The sequence below is a fragment of the Leifsonia sp. 22587 genome (assembly GCF_052044215.1).
Classification (GTDB): Bacteria; Actinomycetota; Actinomycetes; order Actinomycetales; family Microbacteriaceae; genus Leifsonia; species Leifsonia shinshuensis_C.
This window is the reverse complement of the sequence record NZ_JBQENB010000002.1, coordinates 399,284-423,981: the sequence shown is the minus strand read 5'-3', so window position 1 is coordinate 423,981 and position 24,698 is coordinate 399,284. Positions and strand designations below refer to the sequence as shown.

Genomic DNA, 24,698 nt, shown 5'->3' with positions numbered 1-24,698 from the left:
TTCGGCCCGGATCGGGTCGGATCTCCGCCGGGGGAGTGTTCCGTCGGAGATGTATGCGCTTTCCACCGACGATCGTGCGGTGGGATGCGGAAATCCTCGCGTTGACATGCCTCACGCCGCCGCCTAACCTTGCGGTAAGCGCTTTCCGGTGTGAAGGCATGGACGAAATGCCGCACCCTCACCCACACGACGCCTCACCCACACCCCGCCCCACCCGCACCACTACGAAGGAGTACACGTGTCGTCGATCGGCATCATCATGAACGGCGTCTCCGGGCGCATGGGTTACCGCCAGCACCTGGTGCGGTCGATCCTGGCCATCCGCGAGCAGGGCGGCGTCGAGCTGTCGGACGGCCGGCGCGTGCAGGTCGTGCCGCTCCTCGTCGGCCGCAACGAGGAGAAGCTCGCCGAGCTGGCGAAGCGGCACGACATCGCCGACTACACCACCGACCTCGACGCCGCGCTCGCGGACGACCGCTGGCAGATCTACGCCGACTTCCTGGTCACGCAGGCGCGGTCGGCCGCGATCCGCAAGGCGATCGCCGCCGGGAAGGCCATCTATACGGAGAAGCCGACCGCGGACAGCTTCGCCGAGGCGCTCGAGCTGGCCCGGCTCGCGGACGACGCGGGCGTCAAGAACGGCGTCGTCCACGACAAGCTCTACCTGCCCGGGATGCGCAAGCTCAAGCGGCTCATCTACTCCGGCTTCTTCGGCCGCATCCTGTCGGTGCGCGGCGAGTTCGGCTACTGGGTGTTCGAGGGCGACTGGCAGGCGGCGCAGCGTCCGAGCTGGAACTACCGGGCCGAGGACGGCGGCGGCATCGTCGTCGACATGTTCCCGCACTGGAGCTACGTGCTCGAGAACCTGTTCGGCCGCGTCCAGTCCGTCTACGCGCAGGCCGCCACCGAGATCCCCGAGCGGGTCGACGAGCGCGGCGAGCCGTACGCCGCGACGGCCGATGATGCCGCCTATGCGATCTTCCAGCTGGAGGGCGGCATCACGGCCCAGCTCAACTCGAGCTGGACGACGCGGGTGAACCGGGACGAGCTGGTCGAGTTCCAGGTGGACGGCACCCTCGGCAGCGCGGTCGTCGGACTGTTCGGCTGCAAGATCCAGCCCCGGAACGCCACCCCGAAGCCGGTGTGGAACCCCGACCTCGCCGACGAGCACGACTACGCCGCCGACTGGATCGAGTCCCCGGCGAACGAGGTGTTCGAGAACGGGTTCAAGACCCAGTGGGAGGACTTCCTCCGGCACGTCCTCGAGGATGCGCCGCACCGGTTCGACTTCCTGGCGGGCGCCCGCGGCGTGCAGCTCGCAGAGCTCGGCCTCCGCTCCTCCCGCGAGGGCCGCCGCATCGAGCTGCCGCCGGTGACGCTCGACAGCACGCCGGTCCCCGCGTCCGCCGACCTGCAGGCGGCGGCCCGATGAGCGGCCCGACTGCGACAGCCGTTCCCACCTCTACCGGCGCGACCGCGGCACCCTCCTCCACGCCCGTCACCCTCCTGCACGCCGACGGCACCACCTCCACCACCGACCTCGGAACCGCCCCCGCGTTCTCCCGCCCCACTGCGCCGCTGCGGTCGCGGGTCGCCTACGCGGCGGCTCACGTCATCCCGAAGCCGTGGGCCGAGAACGTGCCCGGCGCCCCGGCCGACATCGACTGGGATGCGACGCTCGCCTTCCGGCGCCACCTCTACTCGTGGGGGCTCGGCGTCGCGGACGCGATGGACACCGCCCAGCGCAACATGGGGCTCGACGCGGCGGCGACGCGCGAGCTCATCGAACGCAGCGCGGCGGATGCCCGCGCCGTCGGCGGCTCGGTCGTCGCCGGGGTGAACACCGACCACGTCGACGATGACGTCATCCCGCTGGATGCCGTGATCGACGCCTACACGCGGCAGCTCCACGCCACCGAGGACGCCGGGGCCGGTGTCGTGCTCATGGCCAGCCGGCATCTGGCGCGGGCGGCGGAGTCGGCCGCCGACTACGAGCGCGTCTACGGTGCCGTGATCGGGGCCGCGTCGGCTCCGGTCGTCCTGCACTGGCTCGGGCCCGCGTTCGACCCTGCCCTCGCCGGGTACTTCGGATCCGACTTCGCGACGGCTTCCGACACGGTGCTGCGGATCATCGAGGCGGCCGACGGCCGGGTCTCCGGCATCAAGATGAGCCTGCTCGACGCCGACGCCGAGCGGTCGCTGCGGTCGCGGCTGCCGGAGGGCGTGCGGCTGTTCACCGGCGACGACTTCAACTACGTCGAGCTGATCGACGACGAGGGCGCTGACGCCGGAGGCGAGACCGGCGCACCCGCGCACTCGGATGCGCTGCTGGGCGCGTTCGCCGCCATTGGTCCCGCCGCGTCGGCAGCCCTGCAGGCCCTCGACCAGGGCGACCACGAGCGCTACCGCAGCATCCTCACACCGACCGAGGAGCTGTCCCGGCAGATCTTCGCCGCGCCCACCTTCTACTACAAGACCGGGGTGGCCTTCCTGTCCTGGCTGAACGGCCACCAGGACGCCTTCGCCATGGTCGGCGGCCTCCACTCGGCACGGAGCCTGCCGCACCTCTCCGAGATCGTGCGCCTCGCCGCGGGCAGCGGAGCCCTCGAGCGCCCGGACCTCGCCGCCGAGCGCTGGACCTCGCTCCTCCGCCTGAACGGGGTGGACGCATGAGCCGGCCCGGCCCGCGCCTGTCGATCAACCAGGCGACGATCAAGTACGCGTCGCTCGCCGACGCGCTCCGCGTGGTGCGCGACGCCGGTGTGCAGAGCATCGGCCTCTGGCGCGAACCGGTCGCCGAGGTCGGGCTCGACCGGGCGGCGCGGATGCTCGCCGACTCCGGTCTGCGCTTCTCGAGCCTCTGCCGTGGCGGCTTCTTCACTGCCCCGGAGGGCGCGGAGCGGCGGGCGGCGCTGGATGCGAACCGGCGCGCGATCGAGGAGACCGCGACGCTGGCGGCCGCCGGCGCGGAGGGGTCCGCGGCGGTGCTGGTGCTCGTCGCGGGCGGTCTGCCCGCGGGCTCGCGCGATCTGGCGGGTGCGCGCGAGCGCGTCGTCGATGCGCTCGCCGAGCTGGAGCCCGAGGCGCGCGCCGCCGGCGTCACGCTGGCGGTCGAGCCGCTGCACCCGATGTACGCGGCCGACCGTGCCGTCGTCTCCACGCTCGCCCAGGCGCTGGACATCGCGGAGCGATTCCCCGCCGCGTCGGTCGGCGTCGTCGTCGACACCTTCCACCTGTGGTGGGATCCCGACCTGCTCCGACTGATCGCCCGCGCAGGCGCCGGCGGCCGGATCGCGAGCTACCAGGTGTGCGACTGGGTCACCCCGCTGCCCGCGGACGTGCTGCTCGCGCGGGGGATGATGGGCGACGGCCACATCGACTTCGCTCCTATTACGGCCGCGGTCGCGGAGGCCGGGTACACGGGCGACATCGAGGTGGAGATCTTCAACGAGTCGATCTGGGCCGAGGATCCGGCGAGCGTCGTCGCTCGGACGGCCGACGCGTTCGAGCGCTGCGTCGGGGTGACGGCTCCGGCGGCGGGGTGACTGGGGCGCAGGCGTCCAGGGCGCAGGCGTCCAGCGGACAGGCGACAGGGCCGCAGGCGAGAGGGCCGCGAGCGTCCGGCGCGCCATGTGACCGGCCCGGGCACGGCATCCATGCGAAGGTGGTCTCGTGAGCGTCGTCGTCGTCGCGCCCGACTCGTTCAAGGGGTCCGCGTCCGCAGCCGAGATCGCCGCCGCCCTCGCGGCGGGCTGGCGCGACGAGCATCCGGCCGACCTCGTCCTCCAGGCGCCGATGGCCGACGGGGGCGAAGGGACTCTGGACGCGTTCGAGGCTGCGGTGCCCGGCGCCGTGCGGCATCCGGTCCGGGTCCCCGGCCCGACCGGCGAGCCCGTCGACGCGACGTGGCTCATGCTGCCCGGGGGCACCGCGCTCGTCGAGCTGGCCGAGACGAGCGGACTCGGGCGCCTCACGTCGCCGGCGCCGTACGCGGCACACACCGTCGGCTTCGGACTGGCGATCGCCGACGCGCTGGCCGCGGGCGCCACCGGTCTGCTCCTCGCGATCGGCGGCAGCGCCTCGACGGACGGCGGCGCGGGCGCGCTCACCGCGCTCGGAGCCCGATTCCTGGATGCCGACGGTCGCGACATCCCGCCGGGCAACGCAGGCCTCGCCGCCGTCGCGACGGCCGACCTGTCGGGGCTGGCTCCGCTGCCGCCGGACGGCGCGCGCATCCTGAGCGATGTGACGAGCCCGCTGCTCGGGCCGTCGGGTGCCGCCGTGGTGTTCGGGCCGCAGAAGGGCGCGACCGCGGGCGATGTCCCGGCGCTGGAGGCGTCCCTGCGGCGCTTCGCCGACGTCCTCGATGCGGCCGGAGCGACGGCCGACCCGGACGCTCCGGGCGCGGGCGCCGCCGGGGGAACGGGCTTCGGCCTGCTGCTGTGGGGCGCGCGGATGGCGCCCGGAGCGGAGGCTGTCGGCGAGGCCCTCGGGCTGCCGGCCGCCATCGCGTCGGCGGATGTCGTCATCACGGGGGAGGGCCGCTTCGACAGCCAGTCCGCCTCCGGCAAGGTCCCGGCCTACGTGTCGGGCCTCGCCCGCCGCGCCAGCGCGCGGGTCATGCTCGCGGCGGGCAGCATCCAGGCGCCGACCGACGACTTCGCGGCCGCCGTCGCGCTCGCCGACCTCGCCGGTTCGCGCTCCGCCGCGATCGCGGACCCCGCCCGCTGGGCGCGCGCCGCCGGCGCCGCCCTCGCCCGCCGCCTCTGACCCCGGCCCCCGGCCCCCCTCCGTCGAGTACGCGAAAAGTGCACGCGACACGCCNGGGCGTGCACAAATCGTGTACTCGACGGAGGGCGGCGACGGGGCCGGGGTCAGGGGCGCGCGGCGGCGTACTGGGCGCGGATGGTGGGACGCGTGTCGACGGGGAGGGCGGCGGCGGTGTCGACGGTCCAGGCGGGGCGGGTGCCGGTGAGGGCCCACGCGGCCTGGACGGCTCCGCCGTCGGCGACGTACTCGCCGGGGGCGGGAACCTCGATCGGGGCGTCGAACACCTGCGCGGCCACCTGCGCGACCGCCGGGTTCTGGGCGGCGCCGCCGATCAGCAGGATGCGCCGCTCGCGCACCCCGGCCGCGCGCACGGCGTCGAGGCCGTCGGCGAGCCCGCACAGCATCCCCTCGATCGCGGCCCGTGCCAGGTTGGCCGGGGTCGTCGAGGCGAGGGTGAGGCCGTGGATGCTGGCCTTCGCGTCCGGGAGGTTGGGGGTCCGCTCGCCCTCGAAGTACGGCACGAGCACGACGCCGCCCGCACCGGGCTCGGCCGAGAGCGCGAGGGAGGAGAGCCCGTCGTGGTCGACGGAGAGCAGCCCGGCGATCGAGCCGAGCACCCGTGCCGCGTTGAGGGTCGCGATGAGGGGGAGGGAGAGCCCGGACGCGTCGGCGAAGCCGGCGACGGTTCCGGAGGCGTCGGCGATGGTCGCATCCGTGACGGCGAAGACGGTGCCGGACGTGCCGATCGAGACGACGACGTCGCCTTCTCCTGCGCCGAGTCCGAGGGCGGCGCCGGCGTTGTCGCCGGCTCCCGGGCCGACGAGCAGGCCGGACGATGTCCGTCCGGCGGCCTCCGAGGGGCCCAGCACCCGCGGCAGCACCACGAAGGAGGCGTCACCGGAGTCACCGGAAGCACCGGCCGCGCCGGCTCCCGCCGCCTCGCGCCCCGGACGCCCGAGCGCCCGCTCGAACAGCTCCAGGTCGTACGCCCCGCTCGCGGCGCCCCAGTACGCGGTGCCGCTGGCGTCCGAGCGATCCGTGGTCAGCGCCTCCAGGTCCGGTCCGAGCTCGCTCTCGTCCGCCGGCCCGTAGCCGAGCAGGCGCCAGGTCAGCCAGTCGTGGGGGAGCGCCACCGCGGCGACGCGCGCCGCGTTCGCGGGCTCGGCATCCCGCAGCCAGCGAAGCTTCGTCGCGGTGAAGGAGGCGACCGGCACTACGCCGACGCGCGCCGCGTACTCCTCGGCGCCGACCTCGTCGATCAGGTCGCGGGCGGCCTGCGCCGACCGGGTGTCGTTCCACAGCAGGGCGTCGCGGATGACGCGGCCCTCCGCATCCAGCACCACCATGCCGTGCTGCTGACCGGCGATCGAGATGGCGTCGACGTCGTCCAGCTCGCCCGCAGCGCCCAGCGCCTCCTGCAGTGCGGCCCACCAGGCGGCGGGGTCGACCTCGGTGCCGTCGGGATGCGCGGCGCGCCCCGAGCGCACCAGCTCGCCGGTCTCGAGGTCGCGCACGACCACCTTGCAGCTCTGCGTCGAGGAGTCGACGCCGGCGACGAGAGTCACGCCGGTCTCCTTTCATGCCGCTGAGGTGCACGTCGTTGCGGTCGACACGCCGGTCGGGTTCGCAACTACGTGCACCTCAGCGAAGCGGAAGAGGGGGAGGGAGGGAGGGAGGGAAGGTCAGCGCGCGCCGAGCAGGTGCTCGAGCGCGAGCTGCTGCAGCCGGACGAAGCCGAAGCCCTTGCCGCCGAAGTACGCGCTCGGGTCGAAGTCCTCGTACGCGCTGCGGTCGGCGAGCAGGTCGTCGTACGACTCGCCGTCGCCGAGGGTCGGACGCGACAGTTCGATCACGCGCGACGCCTCCAGCTGCTCCTGCACCTCGGGGTCGGCACGGAACGCCTGCGCCCGCTCCTTCAGCAGGAGGTAGGTGCGCATGTTCGCGGCCGCGGAGTCCCAGACACCGGTGATGTCCTCCGTGCGGGACGGCTTGTAGTCGAAGTGGCGCGGGCCGTCGTAGGCCGGGCCGCCGTCGGGGCCGCCGTTCTCGAGCAGGTCGACCAGCGCGAACGCGTTCTGCAGGTCGCCGTGACCGAAGACGAGGTCCTGGTCGTACTTGATGCCGCGCTGCCCGTTGAGGTCGATGTGGTAGAGCTTGCCGTGGTACAGCGCCTGGGCGATGCCGGCGGCGAAGTTGAGGCCCGCCATCTGCTCGTGGCCGACCTCGGGGTTGAGGCCGACGAGCTCCGGGCGCTCCAGCGAGTTGATGAAGGCGAGCGCGTGGCCGACGGTCGGCAGCAGGATGTCGCCGCGCGGCTCGTTCGGCTTCGGCTCGATGGCGAAGCGGATGTCGTAGCCCTTGTCGGTGACGTAGTCGCCGAGCAGGTTGACGGCCTCGCGGTAGCGCTCGAGCGCAGAGCGGATGTCCTTGGCGGCGTCGTACTCGGCGCCCTCGCGGCCGCCCCACATCACGAACGTCTTGGCGCCGAGCTCGGCGGCCAGGTCGATGTTGCGGAGCACCTTGCGCAGCGCGAAGCGGCGCACGGCGCGGTCGTTGGAGGTGAAGCCGCCGTCCTTGAAGACCGGGGCCGAGAACAGGTTGGTGGTCACCATCGGCACGATGATGCCGGTGTCGCTGAGCGCCTGCTTGAGGCGGTCGATCTGCGTCTGGCGCTCGGCGTCGGTCGAGCCGAACGCGAACAGGTCGTCGTCGTGGAAGGTGAGGCCGTAGGCGCCGAGCTCGTCGAGCTTGTGCACCGCCTCGACCACGTCGAGCTGCGGGCGAGTCGGGCCGCCGAACGGGTCGGTGCCGTTGTAGCCGATGGTCCACAGTCCGAACGAGAACTTGTCGGCACGGGTGGGGGTGAGGCTCATGATGTTCCTTCAGCGTCGTCGGTGATTTGTTGTTTCGATAAACTTATACCGCATCACGGGGGTGCGGCGCGAGTGCGGGAAGTGAGAATCCGCGTTCAGAGCGCGTCGGTGAAGACGGCACCCACGGTAGCCGCCTCGACCTCGGACGTCACCAGCCGCGCATCCGCGGCGGTGACCTCGTGCACGGGTCCGGTGATCGTCAGGCTCGCCGACGCCTCGCGGACGTCGCACGACGGTCCCACCCACAGGTCGATGGCGCCCGGCTCCACGACGCGGCGCATCCCCGGGTCCGAGAACGCGAGCCGCGTCGTCGGCACGGTGAGCCGTACGACGGCCTCCTCGCCCGGCTGCAGCTCCACACGGCGGTAGCCGAGCAGCTGCGCGACCGGGCGCGTGACGCTCGCGTGCACATCCCGCGCGTACAGCTGCACGAGGTCGGTGCCGGGGCGCTCGCCGGTGTTCCGGATGCGCACCGCGGCGGTGAACGCTCCACCGGCCTGCACCTCCGGGTCGACGGTCAGCTCGGACCGCTCGAACGTGGTGTACGAGAGGCCGTGGCCGAACGGGAGCACCGGAGTGCTGTCGGCACTGGTGATCTCGTTCGGGCCGCCGAGCAGCGGGTGCAGGTACGAGTACGGCTGCGCGCCCGCCGAGCGGGGGAGCGAGACGGGGAGGTGTCCGGAGGGAGACACCCGGCCGGAGAGCACGGCGGCGATGGCGGTCCCGCCCTCCTCGCCGGGGAAGAACGCCTGCAGCACGGCCGCCGGGGCGGTCACGCCCTCCACGGCCCAGCCGATCGCATAGGGGCGGCCGGAGAGCACGACCAGCACCACGGGGGTGCCGGTCGCGACGACCCGCTCGACCAGCTCGCGCTGGATGCCCGGCAGCTCGAGGCTCTCGACGTCGTTGCCCTCGCCGACCGTTCCGCGGCCGAACAGGCCCGCGCGGTCGCCGACCACGACGACGGCCACATCCGCGGTGCTCGCGGCGGCGACGGCGGCGGGGATGCCGGAGCGGTCGTCGCCCTCCACGTCGCAGCCGCGCTCGTGCACGACCGAGGCCGAGGAGAACTCGCCGCGGACGGCGTCCAGCACCGACGGCAGCCCGAACCCGAGCGGGACCTCCGGGTGGTGGGCAAGCACGTGGTTGGCGAACGAGTAGCAGCCCATCAGCGCCTCCGGCGCGTCCGCGTTCGGCCCGAGCACGGCGATGCGTGCGGGGGGACCGGCCAGCGGGAGCGCGCCGTCGTTGGTGAGCAGCACCAGCGACTCCTCGGCGAGCCGCAGGGCGACATCCCGATGGGCGGGGGTGTCGAGGTCGATGGAGGTGGGCGGCTCGTCGAAGGTGGCGTCGAGCAGGCCGAGCTCCTCCTTCTGCGCCAGCACGCGGAGAACCGCGCGGTCCACGAGCGCCTCGTCGGTCTCGCCCGAGCGGATGCGTGCGGCGAGCGGCTCCAGGAACGCGTCGCCGGTCGGGAGCTCGACGTCGATGCCGGCGGCCAGGGCGAGCGCCGCGGCCTCGCCGAGGTCGGCGGCCACGCCGTGCATCGTGTGCAGGAAGGCGACGGAGAAGTAGTCGGAGACGACCGTCCCGTCGAAGCCCCACTCGTCCCGCAGGACACCGGTCAGGTACTCGGCGCTCGCCGCCACGGGCACGCCGTCGAGCTCGGCGTACGAGTTCATGACCGACCGCACCCCGCCGTCGCGGACCGCCATCTCGAACGGCTGCAGCAGGGTGTCGCGGATCTCGCGCGGCCCGGCGTGCACCGGGGCGTGGTTGCGGCCCGCCTGCGACGCCGAGTAGCCGACGAAGTGCTTGAGCGTGGCGTGGACGCCCGCGTCCTGCAGCCCCCGCACGTACGCGGTGCCGATGGTGCCGACGACGTACGGGTCCTCGGCGATGCACTCGTCGACGCGTCCCCAGCGCGGGTCGCGGATGACATCCAGCACGGGCGCAAGACCCTGGTGGATGCCGAGCTCGCGCATCGACAGACCGATCAGCCCGGCCATCTCCTCCACCAGTTCCGGGTCGAAGGAGGCGCCCCAGGCGAGCGGGGTGGGGAAGGTCGCCGCCTTCCAGGCGGCCAGGCCGGTCAGGCACTCCTCGTGCACCAGCGCGGGGATGCCGAGCCGGGTCTCCTCCTTCAGCCGCCGCTGCTCCGCCCACAGCCACGCCGCGCGCTCGACCGGTTCGACCGGGCGCGTGCCGTAGACGCGGGTGAGCTGCCCGAGGCCGTTCGCGGTGACATCCGCATAGGCGCCCGGGTTGCCCATCTCGCCGGCCATCGGAGCCACGAGCTCGTCGCCCTTGTCGACCCAGTAGCCGACCAGCTGGGCGAGCTTCTCGTCAAGCGTCATGGAGGCGAGGAGCTCCCGCACGCGCTCGGAGGGCGCGGATGAGCGCGGAAGGGATTCGGTCATGTCGATCTCACACTTCTCGAGATGGTCGGGCGTCAGCCCTTGACGGCGCCGGTCAGCCCGCCGACGATGCGTCGTTCGAACAAGCTGAAGAAGATCAGCGCCGGGATCATGGACAGCGACGTGAACGCGAGCACCTTGGCGGTGTCGACGGAGTACTGCGACGAGAACGCCTGCACTCCGAGCGGCAGCGTGAACGTCGCCTCGTTGTTGAGGAGGAACAGGGGCAGCAGGTAGCTGTTCCAGCTGGCGATGAAGGCGAGGATGCCCACGGTGATCACGCCGGGCATCGAGAGCCGCAGCACCATCCGCCAGAAGAAGCCGAGCCGGCTGCAGCCGTCGATGAACGCCGCCTCCTGGATCTCATCCGGGATCGCCCGCAGGAACGGGACGAGGATGATGATCGTCGTCGGCAGGGCGAACGCGATCTGGGGCAGGATGACGCCGACCAGCGAGTTCATCAGCCCCAGGTTGCGCACCACGATGTAGAGCGGCGTGATGGCGACCGTGATCGGGAACATCAGACCCGCGGCGAAGAGCGCGTAGAGCAGACCGCGGCCGCGGAAGCTGTACCGGGCGAGCACGTAGCTGGCCATGAGGCCGAGCACGATCACGCCGACGGTGGTGACGACCGCGACGATCGTCGAGTTGCCGACCTCGGCCCAGAACGTGCCGCCGGTGAGGACGCCGATGTAGTTCTGCACGTTCCACGGGTTGGGGAACCCGGCGGGGTCGACGGTGATCTGGGAGTTGGTGCGGAAGCCGCCGAGCACGATGTACACGATCGGGGTCAGCATCAGCGCGATCACCACGAGGGCGATGAAGTAGACGCTGGGGGAGCCCCAGGGCAGGTTCTTCGCCGTCTTGCGGCTCGGCGCATCCAGCACGCCGGGGGCGTCGGGAGCGTCCGGGATGACGACCATCGCGCTCATCGCTTCTTCCTTCCGGTGCGCCTGTCACCCGTGATGGCGCCCTCGGTGTCGCGCCGGAGCACGAACCGCTGGTAGAACAGCGCGACGATCAGGGAGATCAGGAAGATGACGACGGCGACGGCGTTTCCGTAGCCGAAGTTGCCGGCGTTGCGGCCGTTGGCGACCATGTAGGTCGCCATCGTCGAGGTGCCGGCGGTCGAGGCCACGTACTGGCCCCAGATGATGTAGACGAGGTCGAACAGCTGCAGTGCGCCGATGATCGACAGGAACGCCCAGATCCGCAGCGTCGGGCCGAGCAGCGGCAGCGAGATCCTGCGCTGGATCTGCCAGTAGGAGGCGCCGTCGAGGGCGGCCGCTTCGTACAGCTCCTCCGGGATGCCCTGGAGGCCGGCGAGGAAGAGGATGACGGCGAAGCCGACGTACTTCCAGGTCAGGATGGCCAGCAGGGTCCAGATCGCGATGCTCGGGTTGGACAGCCAGTCGTTGGCGAGGAAGCCGAGACCGACGTTCTTGAGGAAGCCGTTCAGCGCCCCGTTGGTGGCGAGCATCAGGCTCCACCCGGTGCCGACAACGACCTCGGCGATCACGTAGGGCACGAAGATCAGCACCCGGATGACGGACTGGCCGCGCATCTTGCGGTTGAGCAGGAGGGCCAACAGGATCGCCACGGGCCCCTGCAGCACGAGCGAGCCGATCACGATCAGCCCGTTGTGCATCAGAGCCTGCTGGAAGGCCGAGTCCTGAAGGATGGTGACGTAGTTCTGCAGGCCGATGAAGTCCGTCGCCGGACCGTATCCCTGCCACCGGAAGAAGCCGTAGTAGGCGGCGATGACGACCGGGAAGATGACGAACGCCAGGAAGATGATCGCCGCAGGTCCGGCCAGCAGCAGGATCTCGAGGCGCATGGCCCAGCCGGTCCGCCGGCGGCGCCGCGGCGACGGGAGCGACGCGACCGCGCCGCTCCCGCCGTGCTGCGCGAGACCCGACTTCGGCAGGAGGCCGGTGGTGGTGTTCTCGCGGGTGTTGCTCACGAGCTTTGTCCTCAGCCCTTCTTGGCGGCGTCGTTGGCCGCCTGGATGAGCTGCTTCGGGTCGCTCTTGCCGGCCAGCATGTCGACGACCGCCACGTTGAGCGCGTTGCCGACGTTCTGCCCGAGGACCGTGTCCAGCCACTGCGAGACGTACGGCGCCTTGTTGTAGGCGGCCAGCACATCCTTCAGGTAGGGCTCGGTGACGACCTTCTGCGCCTCGGCGTTCACCGGCGGGGCGTTGAAGGCCTTGTAGTAGGCCTCCTGCTGGTCCGTGGTGGCGACGAAGTTGAGGAAGTCGGCGCACTCCTTGGGGGCCTTGACGGAGCACGAGTACCCGTCGACGCCACCCATGATCGAGCCGGGCTCGCCCTTACCGCCGGAGACCTCCGGGAAGGGGTAGAAGCCGAGGTCGGGGAGGGGCTTCTGGTCGGGCGTGAGGGACGCGATCACTCCCGGGTCCCAGGCGCCCATGAGCTCCATCGCGGCCTTGTGGTTCGCGACGAGGCCGGCCGAGCTGCCCGCGCCCTGCTGGGCGGAGGTGGTGAGGAAGCCGTCGTTGAAGGGCTTGGTGTCCGAGAACTTCTGCAGGTCCTCGGCGGCCTTCAGCCAGCATCCATCGCTGAACGACTTGGAGTCGGCGGTCTTCTCCATGGTCGAACCGGCGCACTCGCGGAGCGCGAACCAGTAGAACCAGTGGGCGGCCGGCCAGGCGTCCTTGGCGCCGAGGGCGATCGGGGCGACCCCGGTGGCCTTCAGCTTCGTGACGTCTTCGTTGAGGTCGTCGATCGTCTTCGGTGCCTCGGTGATGCCGGCGGCCTTGAACAGGTCCTGGCTGTGGAAGAGCCCGCCCGGCAGCACGGCGATGGGCATCGCCCACACCTTGTCCTGGTAGGTCTCCGCCTTGAAGGATCCCTCGGAGATGTTCTTCTTGGTCTCGGACGAGACCTTGTCGGTGATGTCCATCAGCTGACCCGCGTTGACCATCGCCGCCATCTTGCCGCCGCCTCGCTGCAGGAAGATGTCGGGAGCGTCGCCGGAGTTGAGCGCCGTCTGGAGCTTGCCGTCGAGGTCCTCGTTCTGGATGGACTGGACCTTGATGGTGACGTTGGGGTTCGCCTTCTCGAAAGCGGCGACGGCGTCTTTCCAGAACTTCTGACCGGGACCGGTCGTCGAGTTCTGCCAGAGGGTCATGCTGACCTTGCCGTTGCTGCTGGAGCTGTCGGAGCCGCCGCTGCACCCGGTGAGGGCGAGCGCGCCGGCCATCACGACGGCGGCCCCGGTGAGGAGCTTGGTGCCTTTCATGTGATTCCAACCTGTTCTCTTCGTTGAGGTGGGGACGAGGGAAGTGTCGCAAGCCGAGCTAAGAGTGTCAAACGTTTTCGAAAACCTTTTCTACGCTAGGCTCCGGTGGCATGGGACGGCGTCCGACGATCAACGATGTGGCCGAAGCGGCCGGCGTCTCCGTCGCCACCGTGTCCAAAGCGGTCAACGGTCGGTACGGGGTCGCGGTCGAGACCGTGGAGCGCGTCCTGCAGGTCGTGCAGGAGCTGGGCTACGAGTCCAGCCTGGTCGCCAGCTCGATGCGGTCGCGGCGCACCGGCGTGATCGGGGTGCTCGTCGCGGACTTCGAGCCGTTCTCCGCCGAGGTGCTCAAGGGCGTCGGGGCGGCCCTGCACGACTCCCGCTACGACCTCCTCGCCTACAGCGGATCCCGACAGCCGTCCAGCGAGGGCTGGGAGCGCCGCTCGCTGAGCCGGCTCAGCGGCACGCTCATCGACGGCGTCATCATGGTGACCCCGACCGTCGTGAACGCGAACGCCGACGTGCCGATGGTGGCCATCGACCCGCACACCGGCCGCGCCGACGTGCCGACCGTGGAGTCGGACAGCTTCGGCGGCGCACGCAACGCGACCGCCTACCTGATCGGGCTGGGCCACCGGCGCATCGCCTTCGTGGCCGGACGTCCCGACCTCCGCTCGTCGAACCTCCGCGACGCCGGCTACCGCCACGCGCTGGGCGAGGCGGGCATCCCCTTCGACCCGTCGCTCGTCGCAGTGGGCCGCTACGAGCACAACACGGTCCGGGAGGTGGCGCTGCCGCTGCTCACGCGTCCGGACCGCCCGACGGCCGTCTTCGCCGCCAACGACGTCTCGGCGCTCGCGGTGATCGAGGTGGCGGCGGAGATCGGCCTGGACGTGCCCCGCGAACTGTCGGTGATCGGCTTCGACGACGTGCCGGAGGCATCCCAGTACACCCCGCCGCTGACGACCGTCCGCCAGCCGATGCAGGGCCTCGGCGCGGCGGCCGCCGACCTGCTCACCGCGATGATGAGCGGCGAGACGCCCGAGCGCACCCACCTGCGCCTGCCCACGAGGCTCGTCCGCCGCGGAACAACGGCGCCCCCCGCCTGACGCGCCCCGCCGCTCCCCGCCTCCCGCACGATTTGTGCCAATTCGCGGTTATGGCGCCGCCAATCCCACGATTTGGCACAAATCGTCCCGCCCCTGGGCGACATTCGTCACGAATGGCGGCTCTCGGGATGCCGGAGGCGCCATTCGGCACGAATGTCGCGGCAACGGTCGTGGACGCGCATTCGTCACGAATGGTGCCTTGCGGGATGCCGGAGGCGCCATTCGGCACGAATGTCGTCGCAACGTTTGCGGACGCGCATTTGGGCACAAATCGCGCATCGAGGGGGCGCGGCGGGATGCGCGCGAGCGGCGGTCAGGCGCTGAAGCGCGCCGCCAGCCACCCGGCCTGCGCGCGCCACTGCGCCGCGCCGCCGCCCTCGTGGTCGTTGAACGGGTAGACCTCGATCGCGCGGTCCTCGGCGGCGAGGTGGTTGTAGGCCGCGAACGTCGTCGACGGCGGCACCACCGTGTCCATCAGCGCCACCGAGAACAGCGTCGGCACGTGGATGCGGCGGGCGAAGTTGACCCCGTCGAAGTACGACACGGTCCGGAACACCTCCGCGACCTCGTCGCGGTGCACGGACAGGTAGGTGGCGAGCTCCAGGTAGGGTCCGCCGCCCGCGACCTCGACGCCGCGCCGGAACGCGCAGAGGAACGCCACGTCGGGCATGGCCGCCGCGACGCCGTCCGACAGCGCGGCCGCTGCCAGCGCGATCCCGCCGCCCTGGCTGCCGCCGGTCACGGCGATCCGGGAGGCGTCGACGAACGGCAGGTCGCGCGTCGCATCCACCGCGCGCACCGCGTCCGTGAACACCCGGCGGTAGTAGTAGGTCTCCGGCGAGTGGATGCCGCGGGTCATGACACCGGGCGTGGCCGGTCCGGAGCCGTGCGGGTCGGGCGTGTCGCCCCCGCTGCCCCATCCGCTGCCCTGGCCGCGGGTGTCGACGAAGACGTGGACGTACCCGGCCAGCGCCCAGGCCACGTTCTCGCCGGCGAGGCCGCGCCCTCCGCCGTAGCCCTGGAACTGGACGACCGCGGGCAGCGGGCCGTCGGCGTGCAGCGGGCGTGAGACCCAGGCGCGCACCGGCTCGCCGCCGAACCCGGGGAAGACGAGGTCCTCGACGATCAGCTGCGTGACCGGCGTGTCCGCCGGCGTCAGCTCCGCGGTGCCGCCGGCGGCCCGCGCCTCGGCGATCGTGCGCCTCCAGAACGCGTCGAAGTCGGCGGGCTCCTGCACCTCCGGGCGGAAGGCGAGCAGTTCGGCGTGGGTCAGGTCGGTGAGCGGCATCGGTCTCGCTTTCGGCACGGTTTTCGAAGCGCACGGGTCGGCACGGGCGCGTGGCGGACATTGTGGCACAGCTCGACCGCGCGACCGATATGCGACAGTGTCTGCATGCCCGGTCCCACCCGACCCACCCTGGAGGCGATCGCCCGCGAGGCGTCCGTGTCGCTGGCCACCGTGTCCAAGGTGCTGAACGGGCGCCCCGGGGTGGCGCCCTCGACCCGCCGCCGCGTCGAGGACCTGCTGCACGACTCGGGGTACGCCCGGCGCGGCGTCGACACCGAGCGCGGGGATGCGGTGGAGCTCGTGATCGAGAACCTGGCCAGCGAGTGGTCCGTGGAGGTGATCCGCGGCGTCGAGCGGGCCGCACGCGAGAACGGCCTCGCGATGACGCTGTCGACGATCGGCGACTACCACGCGGTCGGGGACGAGCTCATCACCGGCGTTCTCCGGCGGAAGCCCGTCGCGATCGTGCTGCAGTTCTCGAACCTCACCGCCGACCACCGCCGTCAGCTGCGCACCCGCAACATCCCCTTCGTCGTCGTGGATCCCGCCGGCGACCCTCCCGCGGACGTCCCCGCGATCGGTGCCACCAACTGGGCGGGCGGACTGGCCGCCACCCGCCACCTGCTGGCGCTCGGTCACCGGCGCATCGCGGCGATCGGCGGCCCGGTCGAACTGCTGTGCTCGCGGGCGCGGGTCGCGGGCTACCAGGCGGCGATGCAGGAGGCGGGGCTGCCGGTCCCGGGCGTGGAGAGCGGCGGGTTCGCCCGCGAGGACGGGGAGCGCGCCGCCCGTCGCCTGCTCGGCGGCGACGACCGGCCGACCGCCATCGTGTGCGCGAACGACATGCAGGCGCTCGGCGTCTATGACGCGGCCTTCTCGCTCGGCCTCGACGTGCCGGGGGATGTGTCGGTCGTCGGTTTCGACGACGCCCCGTCGGCGTCGTGGGCGCGTCCGCCGCTGACGACCATCCGCCAGCCGCTGCAGGAGATGGCGGAGGAGGCGACCCGCCTGGCGCTCCGGCTCCGCACCGCCGACGTCGACAACACGCGGCTGGAGCTGGCGACCTCCCTGGTGGAGCGCGGCTCGACGGCTCCGCCGCGCGGCTGAGCCCGGCTCCGCACCGCATCGCGCGCAGCGAAAGTTTTCCAACCCTACGCGGAAACTTGTCCCTCGGGGCGGAGGCGATCTAGCGTCGCACGGGTACGACGCGCGTTCGCACGACAAGGAGGCCGACGATGACCGACACCCCAGAGCTCCGCGTGGCCATGATCGGCTACGGGTTCATGGGCGCGGCGCACTCCCAGGGCTGGCGCACCGCCCCGCGCTTCTTCGACCTTCCGGCGGAGCCGGTGATGGCGACGATCGTCGGCCGCGACGCCGCCCGGGTCGAGGATGCGCGCCGCCGTTTCGGCTGGCAGAACGCCGTCACCGACTGGCGCGCGGCCGTGGATGACCCGGACATCGACGTGATCGACATCTGCACCCCTGGCGACAGCCACGCCGAGATCGCGATCGCCGCGCTGCAGGCCGGCAAGCACGTGCTCTGCGAGAAGCCGCTCGCCAACACGGTCGCGGAGGCCGAGGCGATGACGGAGGCGGCCGAGCGCGCCGCCGCCGACGGAGTCCGCTCGATGGTCGGCTTCAGCTACCGGCGCGTTCCCGCGATCGGCTTCGCCCGCAACCTGGTGCAGGAGGGCCGCCTGGGCGAGATCCGCCAGGTCCGCGCCCTCTACCTGCAGGACTGGCTGCGCGACGAGGAGGGCCCGATGACCTGGCGGCTCGACAAGGCCGCGGCCGGCTCCGGCTCGCTCGGCGACATCGGCGCGCACGCGGTCGACCTGGTCGAGCACCTGACCGGCTCCCGCCTGAGCGGCGTCTCCGGGACGCTCGCCACCTTCGTGGAGGAGCGCCCGCTGCTCGGGGAGACCGTCGGACTGTCCGGCACGGCATCCACCGAGCGCGGACGTGTGACCGTCGACGACGCCGCCTGGTTCACCGCCCGGCTCAGCGGCGGCGCGGCCGCGGGAGCGTTCGGCGCCTTCGAGGCGACGCGCTACGCGACCGGCCGCAAGAACGCCCTCCGGATCGAGCTCAGCGGCTCGCGCGGCGCCATCGCATTCGACCTCGAGTCGATGAACGAGCTGCAGTTCTACGACGCCACCGCCCCGGCCGGGGAGCAGGGGTTCACCCGCATCATCGTGACCGAGCCCGAGCATCCCTACATGGCGAACTGGTGGCCGACGGGACACGCGATCGGCTACGAGCACGCCTTCAGCCACGAGGTGGTCGACTTCGTGACGGCCATCGCCACGGGCACCGAACCGGAGCCGTCGTTCGCCGACGGCCTGCACATCCAGCGCGTCCTCGACGCCGTCGAGCGCAGCGCCGCCGACGGCAGTGCGTGGACGCCGATCGACGCGACCGAGGAGGACGCATGAGCAAGAACGCACTGGTGGTGCGCGGCGGATGGGACGGGCACATGCCCGTCGAGACGACGGAGCTGTTCGTCCCGTTCCTCCGCGACAACGGGTTCGACGTCCGCATCGAGGAGGGCACGACGGTCTACGCCGACGAGGCCTACATGGAGACGGTCGACCTGATCGTGCAGGTCAACACCATGAACCGGATCGAGGACGCCGAGTTCCGCGGACTGCGCCAGGCCGTCCTGAACGGCACCGGCATGGCCGGCTGGCACGGCGGCATCGCCGACTCCTACCGGGACAACGCGGACTACCTGCACATGATCGGCGGCCAGTTCGCGCACCACGCGGGCAAGGACCCGGCCGAGCGCGTCGGCGACCAGTCCGACAACTACATCCCGTACACGGTGCACATCACCGAGCTCGGCCGCACGCATCCGATCACCCAGGGCATCGACGACTTCGACCTGGTGACCGAGCAGTACTGGGTGCTCAGCGACGAATACAACGACGTGCTGGCCACCACGACCCAGGAGGTCCGCCCCTGGGACGCGTGGAACCGTCCGGTCACGTCGCCCGCGATCTGGACCCGGCAGTGGGGCAAGGGCCGCATCTTCGTCTCGGCGCCCGGCCACCGCCTGGAGATCGTCGAGAGCCAGCCCGTCCGCACCATCATCGAGAGGGGTCTGCTGTGGGCGTCCCGTTGAACGTCGGAGTCATCGGTGTCGGCGTCATCAGCCGGCAGTACTTCGAGCACTTCCCGCACCTGCCGAACCTGCGCCTCACGGCCGTCGCCGACCTCGACGTCGACCGCGCCGCGACCGTGGCCGCCGAACAGGGCGTGCTCGGCCTGTCGGTCGACGAGCTGCTCGCACATCCCGACGTGGATGCGGTGCTCAACCTGACCATCCCGCAGGCGCACGCGGAGGTCGCCCTGCGCGCCCTCGCCGCGGGGAAGCACGTGTACGGCGAGAAGCCGCTCGCCCTCTCCACGGAGGAGGCGGCTCCCGTGCTGGAGCGCGCGAACGCGCTGGGCCTGCGGATCGGCAGCGCCCCCGACACCGTGCTCGGCACCGGCGTCCAGACCGCCCGCGCGCTGCTCGACGACGGCCGGGTCGGCGACCCGGTCGCGGCCGCCGTCGCGTGGAGCGCGCCGGGGCACGAGCTGTGGCATCCCGCCCCCGCGTTCTACTACCAGCCGGGCGGCGGACCGCTGTTCGACATGGGTCCGTACTACCTGACCAGCCTCGTCACGTTCTTCGGTCCGGTCGCCCGGGTGTCCGGCGCCACCCGGCGCTCGACCCGCGAGCGGACCGTCGCGACCGGCCCGCTGGCCGGCTCGAGCATCCCCGTCGACGTGGACACGCACGTCACCGCCATCCTGGAGCACGTCTCGGGCGTCATCTCGACGGTGACGGTGTCGTTCGACGTGTGGGCGACGGAGAGCCCGAAGTTCGAGGTGTACGGCACCGCGGGCACCATCGCGGTGCCGGATCCGAACATGTTCTCGGACACGGTCCGGATCGCGACCGCCGACGACCGGGAGTTCCGTGACGTGCCGCCCGCGGCGGGGTACGCGGACGCCGGGCGCGGCTACGGCCTCGCCGACATGGCGCGCGCGATCGAGACCGATCGGCCGCACCGGGCGTCGGGGGAGCTGGCGTTCCACGTGCTCGAGATCATGGAGGCGGTGCTGCGCGCGGGAGAGACGCACACCGTCGTCGAGCTGACCTCCACCGTCGAGCGTCCCGCTCCCGTCCCGCTGGGGGCGCGCCCCGAGACGTGGTGACCGGCGGGATGCGCTGGCCGGGCGGCCGTGCGCCGCGCGTTATGGTCATTCCATGTCCGCATCCGACCTGAGCACCGTGCGCCCGTCGTCGGGCGGCGCCACGGACGTGCTGCGCCGCAGCAACCTCGCGACCGTGCTCGGCCTGGTGCATCGCGACGGCGCCCTGTCGCGGAGCGACCTGACGCGGCTCACCGGTCTGAACCGGTCGACCGTCGGCGACCTTGTGGCCGAGCTGGCCGCGCTCGACCTGGTCGAGGTGGACGAGACGCCCGGCGGTGGTCGGGCCGGCCGGCCGAGCCCGGTGGTCCGGGTGTCGGGCAGCGTCGCCGCCGTCGCCGTGAACCCCGAGGTGGATGCGGTCATCGTCGGCCTGGTCGGGCTCGGCGGCCGGGTGCTGAAGCGCATCCGGATCGAGACCCCGTCCGTCCGGTCGGCGGCCGAGACCGTGACCCTCGCCTCTGCCGGGATCGCCGGCATGCTCGCGGGGGAGTCGCGGGTACGCGTCGCCGGGATCGGAGTGGCGGTCCCGGGCCAGGTGCGGCTGTCGGACGGCATGGTGCGCGAGGCGACCCACTTCGGCTGGGTGGACGAGCCGCTCGCGGAAATGCTCGCGGCCGCGACCGGGTACCGCGTCTGGGCGGCGAACGCCGCCGTCCTCGGCCTGAGGGCGGAGAGCGCCTTCGGGGCGGGGCGCGGCGTCGACGACCTGGTGTACATGATCGGCGGAGCGTCCGGGATCGGCGGGGGCGCGGTCGGCGGCGGACGGCTGCTGACCGGTTCCGCCGGATACGCGGGAGAGTTCGGTCACACATTCGTGCAGTCGCACGGGCGGGACTGCTCGTGCGGCTCTCGCGGCTGCCTCGAAGCCGAGGTGACCCAGGCGGAGCTGCTCGCGTCGGTGGGTCTCGCGTCGGCGGACGCGGCCTCCCTCGCCGACCGGCTCGTGGAGACCGACGACCCGGCCGCGCTCGCCGTCATCGAGCGCGACTACGGCCTGCTGTCGATCGCCGCGCGGAACGCCGTGAACGTGTTCAACCCCTCGGTGCTCGTGCTCGGCGGCTTCCTCGCCGCCCTCTATCGCGGCGGCCGCGCGCACGGCGCCCCCGACCTTCTCGGCGACGTGGTGCACTCCGCCCGCGAGGGCGTGACCGTTGTCGAGGCCCAGCTGGGCGCCGACCAGCTGCTGATCGGGGCGGCGGAACTCGTGCTGGCCGACCTCATCGCGGACCCGGCGCGCGCCCTCGCTGCGGCCTGAGATTCCCGCCGTTCCGCGTCATATGGTGCCGCTAGCCCGCCTATGTTGTTGACGAGAACTAACCATTCTGTCCCGCGATCTCGGCTTCTATCCACGAGAAAGAACTTGCATCCCGCCGTTTGCGTCGCTTATGTTGTGTTCACCAACAAAATGCATCGGAGTGGCTGCGAGGCCTGCACACGCGCGTCCACTCCACTACAAGGAGGTAACAGATGCGCAAGAGGCACCTCGCAATCGGCGCCGTTCTGGCCGCCGGTGCCCTGATGCTCGCCGGGTGCTCCGGCACGAGCGGTTCGTCGTCCGACAGCACCGACGGGAAGGGCAAGACCCTCACCCTCTGGCACTTCGAGAGCGAAGACTCCGCGATGGGCAAGGCGTGGAACGAGGCCATCAAGGAGTTCGAGGCCGAGACCGGCGCGAAGGTCAAGTTCGAGGCCAAGGCCTTCGAGCAGATCCGCTCCACGGCATCCCAGGTCCTGAACTCGGACCAGGCGCCCGACATCCTCGAGTACAACAAGGGCAACGCGACCGCCGGCCTCCTCGCCAGCCAGGGCCTGCTCAGCAACCTCGACGACGCCGTCAAGAAGTACGGCTGGGACAAGAAGCTCGCACCGAGCCTCCAGACCACCTCGCGCTACGACGACAAGGGCATCATGGGCTCCGGCTCCTGGTACGGCATCCCGAACTACGGCGAGTACGTCGAGGTCTACTACAACAAGGACATGTTCGCGAAGTACGGCATCGAGGTCCCCAAGACCCAGGACGAGTTCGTCGCCGCGCTGCAGAAGTTCAAGGACGCGGGGGTCACCCCGCTCGCCGAGTCGGCCGCCGAGTACCCGCTCGGGCAGCTCTGGTACCAGCTCGCCCTCACCAAGGCGGATCGCTCCTTCGTCGACGACTACCAGCTCTACAAGGGCAAGGTGAACTGGCAGGGCAGCGAGCTGCTCTCCGCCACCAAGACCGTCGACGACTGGGTGCAGAAGGGCTACATCTCCAAGGACGCCTCAGGCCTCAAGGCCGAGGACGCCGGCACTGCGTTCATCTCCGGCAAGTACCCGATCTTCTTCTCGGGGAGCTGGTGGTACGGCCGATTCCAGACCGAGATCAAGGACTACCAGTGGGGCACGTTCCTGTTCCCGGGCACCAAGCTCTCGCCGGGATCGGCGGGCAACATGTGGGTGATCCCCGAGAAGGCGAAGAACAAGGGCCTCGCGGAGAAGTTCATCGACATCACGATGACCCCGAAGATCCAGGCGCTGATCGGCAACAACGGCGGCGTGCCGGTGGCCGCGAAGACGAGCGACATCACCGACGAGAAGTCGAAGGAGCTGATCGCGAACTTCAACACCCTCACGGGTGAGGACGGCATCGCGTACTACCCCGACTGGCCCACGCCGACCTTCTACGACCAGCTGAACGCCGGTCTGCAGGAGCTCATCAACGGCACCAAGACTCCGACCGCGGTGAACAAGGAGCTCGGCTCCGAGTACCAGGACGGCGTCGACCAGATCGTCAACCAGTAACCACCCCCTTCCCACCACCTCCCCACCGTCGAGTCCACGAAAAGTGCACGCGACACGCCGTGCGAGCGTGCACAAATCGTGGACTCGACGGAGGGGGAGCGGGAGCAGTGCAAGGAGAGCACGCATGGTCGACGTGAGTGCGCGGGCGCCGGGACGGCGCACGCAGAAGGCGCGCAGCGAAGCGCTGGTGCCGGGCCGCGGACACGGACGGTTCTGGTGGTACCTGCTGCCGGGCTTCGTCCTGCTGACGGTGATCGTCCTCGTCCCGCTGGTCTGGAACATCTACCTCAGCTTCACCAGCTACCGGGGCATCCGGCCGCCGAAGTTCATCGGGCTGAACAACTGGGTCCGCCTGCTCGGCGACGACAAGTTCTGGACGTCCTTCGGCAACTCGATCGCGATGATCGTCGCCATGGTGGTCATCCCGACGCTGGTCGGCCTGATCCTCGCGGCCATGCTGTTCGACCTGGTCGGCAAGAAGTTCGGCGGCAAGGTCGCCAGCTTCCTCCGCGCCACGTACTACCTGCCGCAGATCCTGCCCGTCGTGATCGCGGCGATCGTGATCGGCTGGATCCTGCGCCCCGACAACGGCGCGCTGAACACCATGCTGCAGACCGTCGGGCTCGGCGGCCTCGCCCACAACTGGCTGGGGAGCCCGGACACGGCGCTCGCGTCGATCATGGCGGTGATGGTCTGGGTGCAGATCGGCTACCCGGTCGTGATCTTCATGGCCGCCCTCCAGCGCGTCGACCCCGAGCTGTACGAGGCGGCGGAGCTGGACGGGGCGAACTGGTTCCAGCGCTTCCGCTCGATCACCGTCTCCATCATCCGGCCCGAGATCTTCGTGGTCACCCTGACCTGCACGATCGCGGCGCTGAAGGTGTTCGGCCCGGTGTACACGCTGACCCGAGGCGGCCCCGGCACCGCGACGATGGTGCCCAGCTACTACTCCTACAGCGAGTTCTTCCAGAGCCAGCAGGTGGGATACGGCGCCACGATCGCGACCGCGCTCACCGTGGTCATCGTCGCCGTGTCCATCCTCTTCATCGTCGCGCAGAACCGCGCGGAGCGCAGGGAGAACCAGATCTGATGTCGACCACCATCGAGCGTCCGCGCACCGGCACGGCACCCGCCGAGCCGCGCCGGCTCAAGCGGCAGAAGCCCCGCAAGACCGCGACCGACTGGGTCATCCTGGTCGTCGCGATCCTGGTCGGGATCGGCATCGCCTTCCCGTTCCTGCTCATCCTGATCAACTCGTTCAAGAGCCCCGCCGACTACAACGCGGGCGGTCCGCTGCAGCTGCCGACGTCGTTCTACACCGACGGCATCGTCAACTTCTGGAACCGGGTCGACTTCCCGGAGAAGCTCTGGAACTCGTTCTTCATCTCCGGGATGGTCGCCGTCCTGTCGGTGGTCCTCTCCGTGCTGAACGCGTACGCGCTCGGCATCGGCCGGGTGAAGGCCCGCACCTGGATCATCGTCCTGTTCCTGCTGGCGAACATGCTGCCCCAGGAGTCGCTGCTCTACCCGCTGTACTTCATGTTCAAGCAGGTCGGCCTGTACGACAATCCGTGGTCGGTCATCATCATCTTCACCGTCATCCAGAGCGCGTTCGGCACCTACCTGCTGTCGAGCGTGTACGGCACCTTCCCGAAGGAGGTGCTGGAGGCCGCGTCGCTCGACGGCGCGGGCCGCTGGCGCATCCTGTGGCGGGTCGTCGTGCCGATCTCGCGCCCGACGCTGAGCGTTCTGCTCATCTTCTTCTTCATCTGGACGTGGAACGAGTTCCTGATCCCGCTGACCTTCCTGGTGTCGAACGACAACCAGACGGTCCCGGTGGCGATCAGCGCCCTGCAGGGCGACCGGCTGATGGATGTGACCACCACGTCCGCGTCGGCGCTGCTGGGCCTCATCCCCACGCTCGTCTTCTTCCTCATCTTCCAGCGCACCCTGACCCGCGGCATCACCGCCGGCGCGGTCAAGTAACCGG

The 24,698-nt window shown here is 71.0% G+C and carries 20 protein-coding genes; 13 read left to right on the top strand and 7 right to left on the bottom strand.

The genetic code is table 11. The features are described from left to right. Window positions 1-238 precede the first annotated feature (238 nt). The 4 genes from ACTJI1_RS09940 to ACTJI1_RS09925 all read left to right on the top strand — a co-directional run bounded on the left by ACTJI1_RS09940 (window position 239) and on the right by ACTJI1_RS09925 (window position 4,770). On the top strand, window positions 239-1,432 hold the full coding sequence (locus ACTJI1_RS09940; RefSeq protein WP_440742492.1) for a Gfo/Idh/MocA family protein: 1,194 nt from the start codon (window positions 239-241) through the stop codon (window positions 1,430-1,432). After that, a complete protein-coding gene (locus tag ACTJI1_RS09935) occupies window positions 1,429-2,673 on the top strand; it encodes a dihydrodipicolinate synthase family protein (RefSeq protein WP_440742491.1) in 1,245 nt (414 codons plus the stop codon). Before ACTJI1_RS09940 ends, ACTJI1_RS09935 begins: the two co-directional genes overlap by 4 nt. Beyond that, the gene (locus tag ACTJI1_RS09930) at window positions 2,670-3,545 is read left to right on the top strand and encodes a sugar phosphate isomerase/epimerase family protein (protein ID WP_440742490.1); all 876 of its coding nucleotides are present in this window, start codon (window positions 2,670-2,672) and stop codon (window positions 3,543-3,545) included. Before ACTJI1_RS09935 ends, ACTJI1_RS09930 begins: the two co-directional genes overlap by 4 nt. A 127-nt stretch (window positions 3,546-3,672) precedes the next feature. Continuing rightward, complete coding sequence (locus ACTJI1_RS09925; RefSeq protein WP_440742489.1) at window positions 3,673-4,770, top strand: glycerate kinase; 1,098 nt, start codon at window positions 3,673-3,675, stop codon at window positions 4,768-4,770. A gap of 104 nt (window positions 4,771-4,874) precedes the next feature. Here ACTJI1_RS09925 and ACTJI1_RS09920 read toward each other — a convergent pair whose 3' ends face one another. From ACTJI1_RS09920 to ACTJI1_RS09895, 6 genes are all read right to left on the bottom strand, one after another. Continuing rightward, window positions 4,875-6,335, bottom strand: a complete 1,461-nt coding sequence (locus ACTJI1_RS09920) for a xylulokinase (RefSeq protein ID WP_440742488.1) — start codon at window positions 6,333-6,335, stop codon at window positions 4,875-4,877. A 117-nt stretch (window positions 6,336-6,452) separates the two neighbouring features. Beyond that, a complete protein-coding gene (gene xylA, locus ACTJI1_RS09915; RefSeq protein WP_310134318.1) occupies window positions 6,453-7,643 on the bottom strand; it encodes a xylose isomerase in 1,191 nt (396 codons plus the stop codon). Window positions 7,644-7,738: 95 nt separating this feature from the next. Beyond that, window positions 7,739-10,063: a beta-glucosidase family protein gene (locus ACTJI1_RS09910; RefSeq protein WP_440742487.1), complete on the bottom strand. Its 2,325-nt coding sequence runs from the start codon at window positions 10,061-10,063 to the stop codon at window positions 7,739-7,741. A 32-nt stretch (window positions 10,064-10,095) separates the two neighbouring features. Then, entirely contained in the window at window positions 10,096-10,992 is an 897-nt protein-coding gene (locus ACTJI1_RS09905; protein ID WP_310134322.1) for a carbohydrate ABC transporter permease, read from the bottom strand. Beyond that, entirely contained in the window at window positions 10,989-11,987 is a 999-nt protein-coding gene (locus ACTJI1_RS09900) for a carbohydrate ABC transporter permease (RefSeq protein ID WP_396427125.1), read from the bottom strand. Before ACTJI1_RS09900 ends, ACTJI1_RS09905 begins: the two co-directional genes overlap by 4 nt. A 47-nt stretch (window positions 11,988-12,034) precedes the next feature. Beyond that, window positions 12,035-13,324, bottom strand: coding sequence for an extracellular solute-binding protein (locus tag ACTJI1_RS09895; RefSeq protein ID WP_310134327.1), 1,290 nt, complete (start codon window positions 13,322-13,324; stop codon window positions 12,035-12,037). 110 nt (window positions 13,325-13,434) lie between these two features. On the opposite strand from ACTJI1_RS09895, the gene ACTJI1_RS09890 reads away from it, so the two are divergent. Further along, entirely contained in the window at window positions 13,435-14,433 is a 999-nt protein-coding gene (locus ACTJI1_RS09890) for a LacI family DNA-binding transcriptional regulator (RefSeq protein WP_310134329.1), read from the top strand. A gap of 313 nt (window positions 14,434-14,746) precedes the next feature. Here ACTJI1_RS09890 and ACTJI1_RS09885 read toward each other — a convergent pair whose 3' ends face one another. Further along, window positions 14,747-15,721, bottom strand: a complete 975-nt coding sequence (locus ACTJI1_RS09885) for an acetylxylan esterase (protein ID WP_440742486.1) — start codon at window positions 15,719-15,721, stop codon at window positions 14,747-14,749. Window positions 15,722-15,826: 105 nt separating this feature from the next. Between ACTJI1_RS09885 and ACTJI1_RS09880 the strand changes: the two genes are divergently transcribed. The 8 genes from ACTJI1_RS09880 to ACTJI1_RS09845 all read left to right on the top strand — a co-directional run bounded on the left by ACTJI1_RS09880 (window position 15,827) and on the right by ACTJI1_RS09845 (window position 24,694). Then, window positions 15,827-16,828 (top strand): LacI family DNA-binding transcriptional regulator, encoded by a 1,002-nt coding sequence (locus ACTJI1_RS09880; RefSeq protein ID WP_440742485.1) that lies wholly within the window; start codon window positions 15,827-15,829, stop codon window positions 16,826-16,828. A gap of 158 nt (window positions 16,829-16,986) precedes the next feature. Then, window positions 16,987-18,159 carry a Gfo/Idh/MocA family protein gene (locus ACTJI1_RS09875; protein ID WP_440742838.1) on the top strand — a complete coding sequence of 391 codons (1,173 nt, stop codon included), beginning with the start codon at window positions 16,987-16,989 and terminating at the stop codon, window positions 18,157-18,159. Next, window positions 18,156-18,848, top strand: coding sequence for a ThuA domain-containing protein (locus ACTJI1_RS09870; protein WP_310134337.1), 693 nt, complete (start codon window positions 18,156-18,158; stop codon window positions 18,846-18,848). The genes ACTJI1_RS09875 and ACTJI1_RS09870 overlap by 4 nt, the downstream gene beginning before the upstream one ends. Further along, entirely contained in the window at window positions 18,833-19,930 is a 1,098-nt protein-coding gene (locus tag ACTJI1_RS09865; RefSeq protein ID WP_440742484.1) for a Gfo/Idh/MocA family protein, read from the top strand. The genes ACTJI1_RS09870 and ACTJI1_RS09865 overlap by 16 nt, the downstream gene beginning before the upstream one ends. A gap of 52 nt (window positions 19,931-19,982) precedes the next feature. Next, the gene (locus tag ACTJI1_RS09860; RefSeq protein ID WP_440742483.1) at window positions 19,983-21,185 is read left to right on the top strand and encodes an ROK family transcriptional regulator; all 1,203 of its coding nucleotides are present in this window, start codon (window positions 19,983-19,985) and stop codon (window positions 21,183-21,185) included. A 212-nt stretch (window positions 21,186-21,397) separates the two neighbouring features. Further along, window positions 21,398-22,708, top strand: coding sequence for an ABC transporter substrate-binding protein (locus ACTJI1_RS09855; RefSeq protein WP_440742482.1), 1,311 nt, complete (start codon window positions 21,398-21,400; stop codon window positions 22,706-22,708). Between the two features lie 124 nt (window positions 22,709-22,832). Next, window positions 22,833-23,798: a carbohydrate ABC transporter permease gene (locus tag ACTJI1_RS09850; protein WP_310134347.1), complete on the top strand. Its 966-nt coding sequence runs from the start codon at window positions 22,833-22,835 to the stop codon at window positions 23,796-23,798. Further along, window positions 23,798-24,694, top strand: coding sequence for a carbohydrate ABC transporter permease (locus ACTJI1_RS09845; protein ID WP_310134351.1), 897 nt, complete (start codon window positions 23,798-23,800; stop codon window positions 24,692-24,694). The genes ACTJI1_RS09850 and ACTJI1_RS09845 overlap by 1 nt, the downstream gene beginning before the upstream one ends. Window positions 24,695-24,698: the final 4 nt, after the last annotated feature.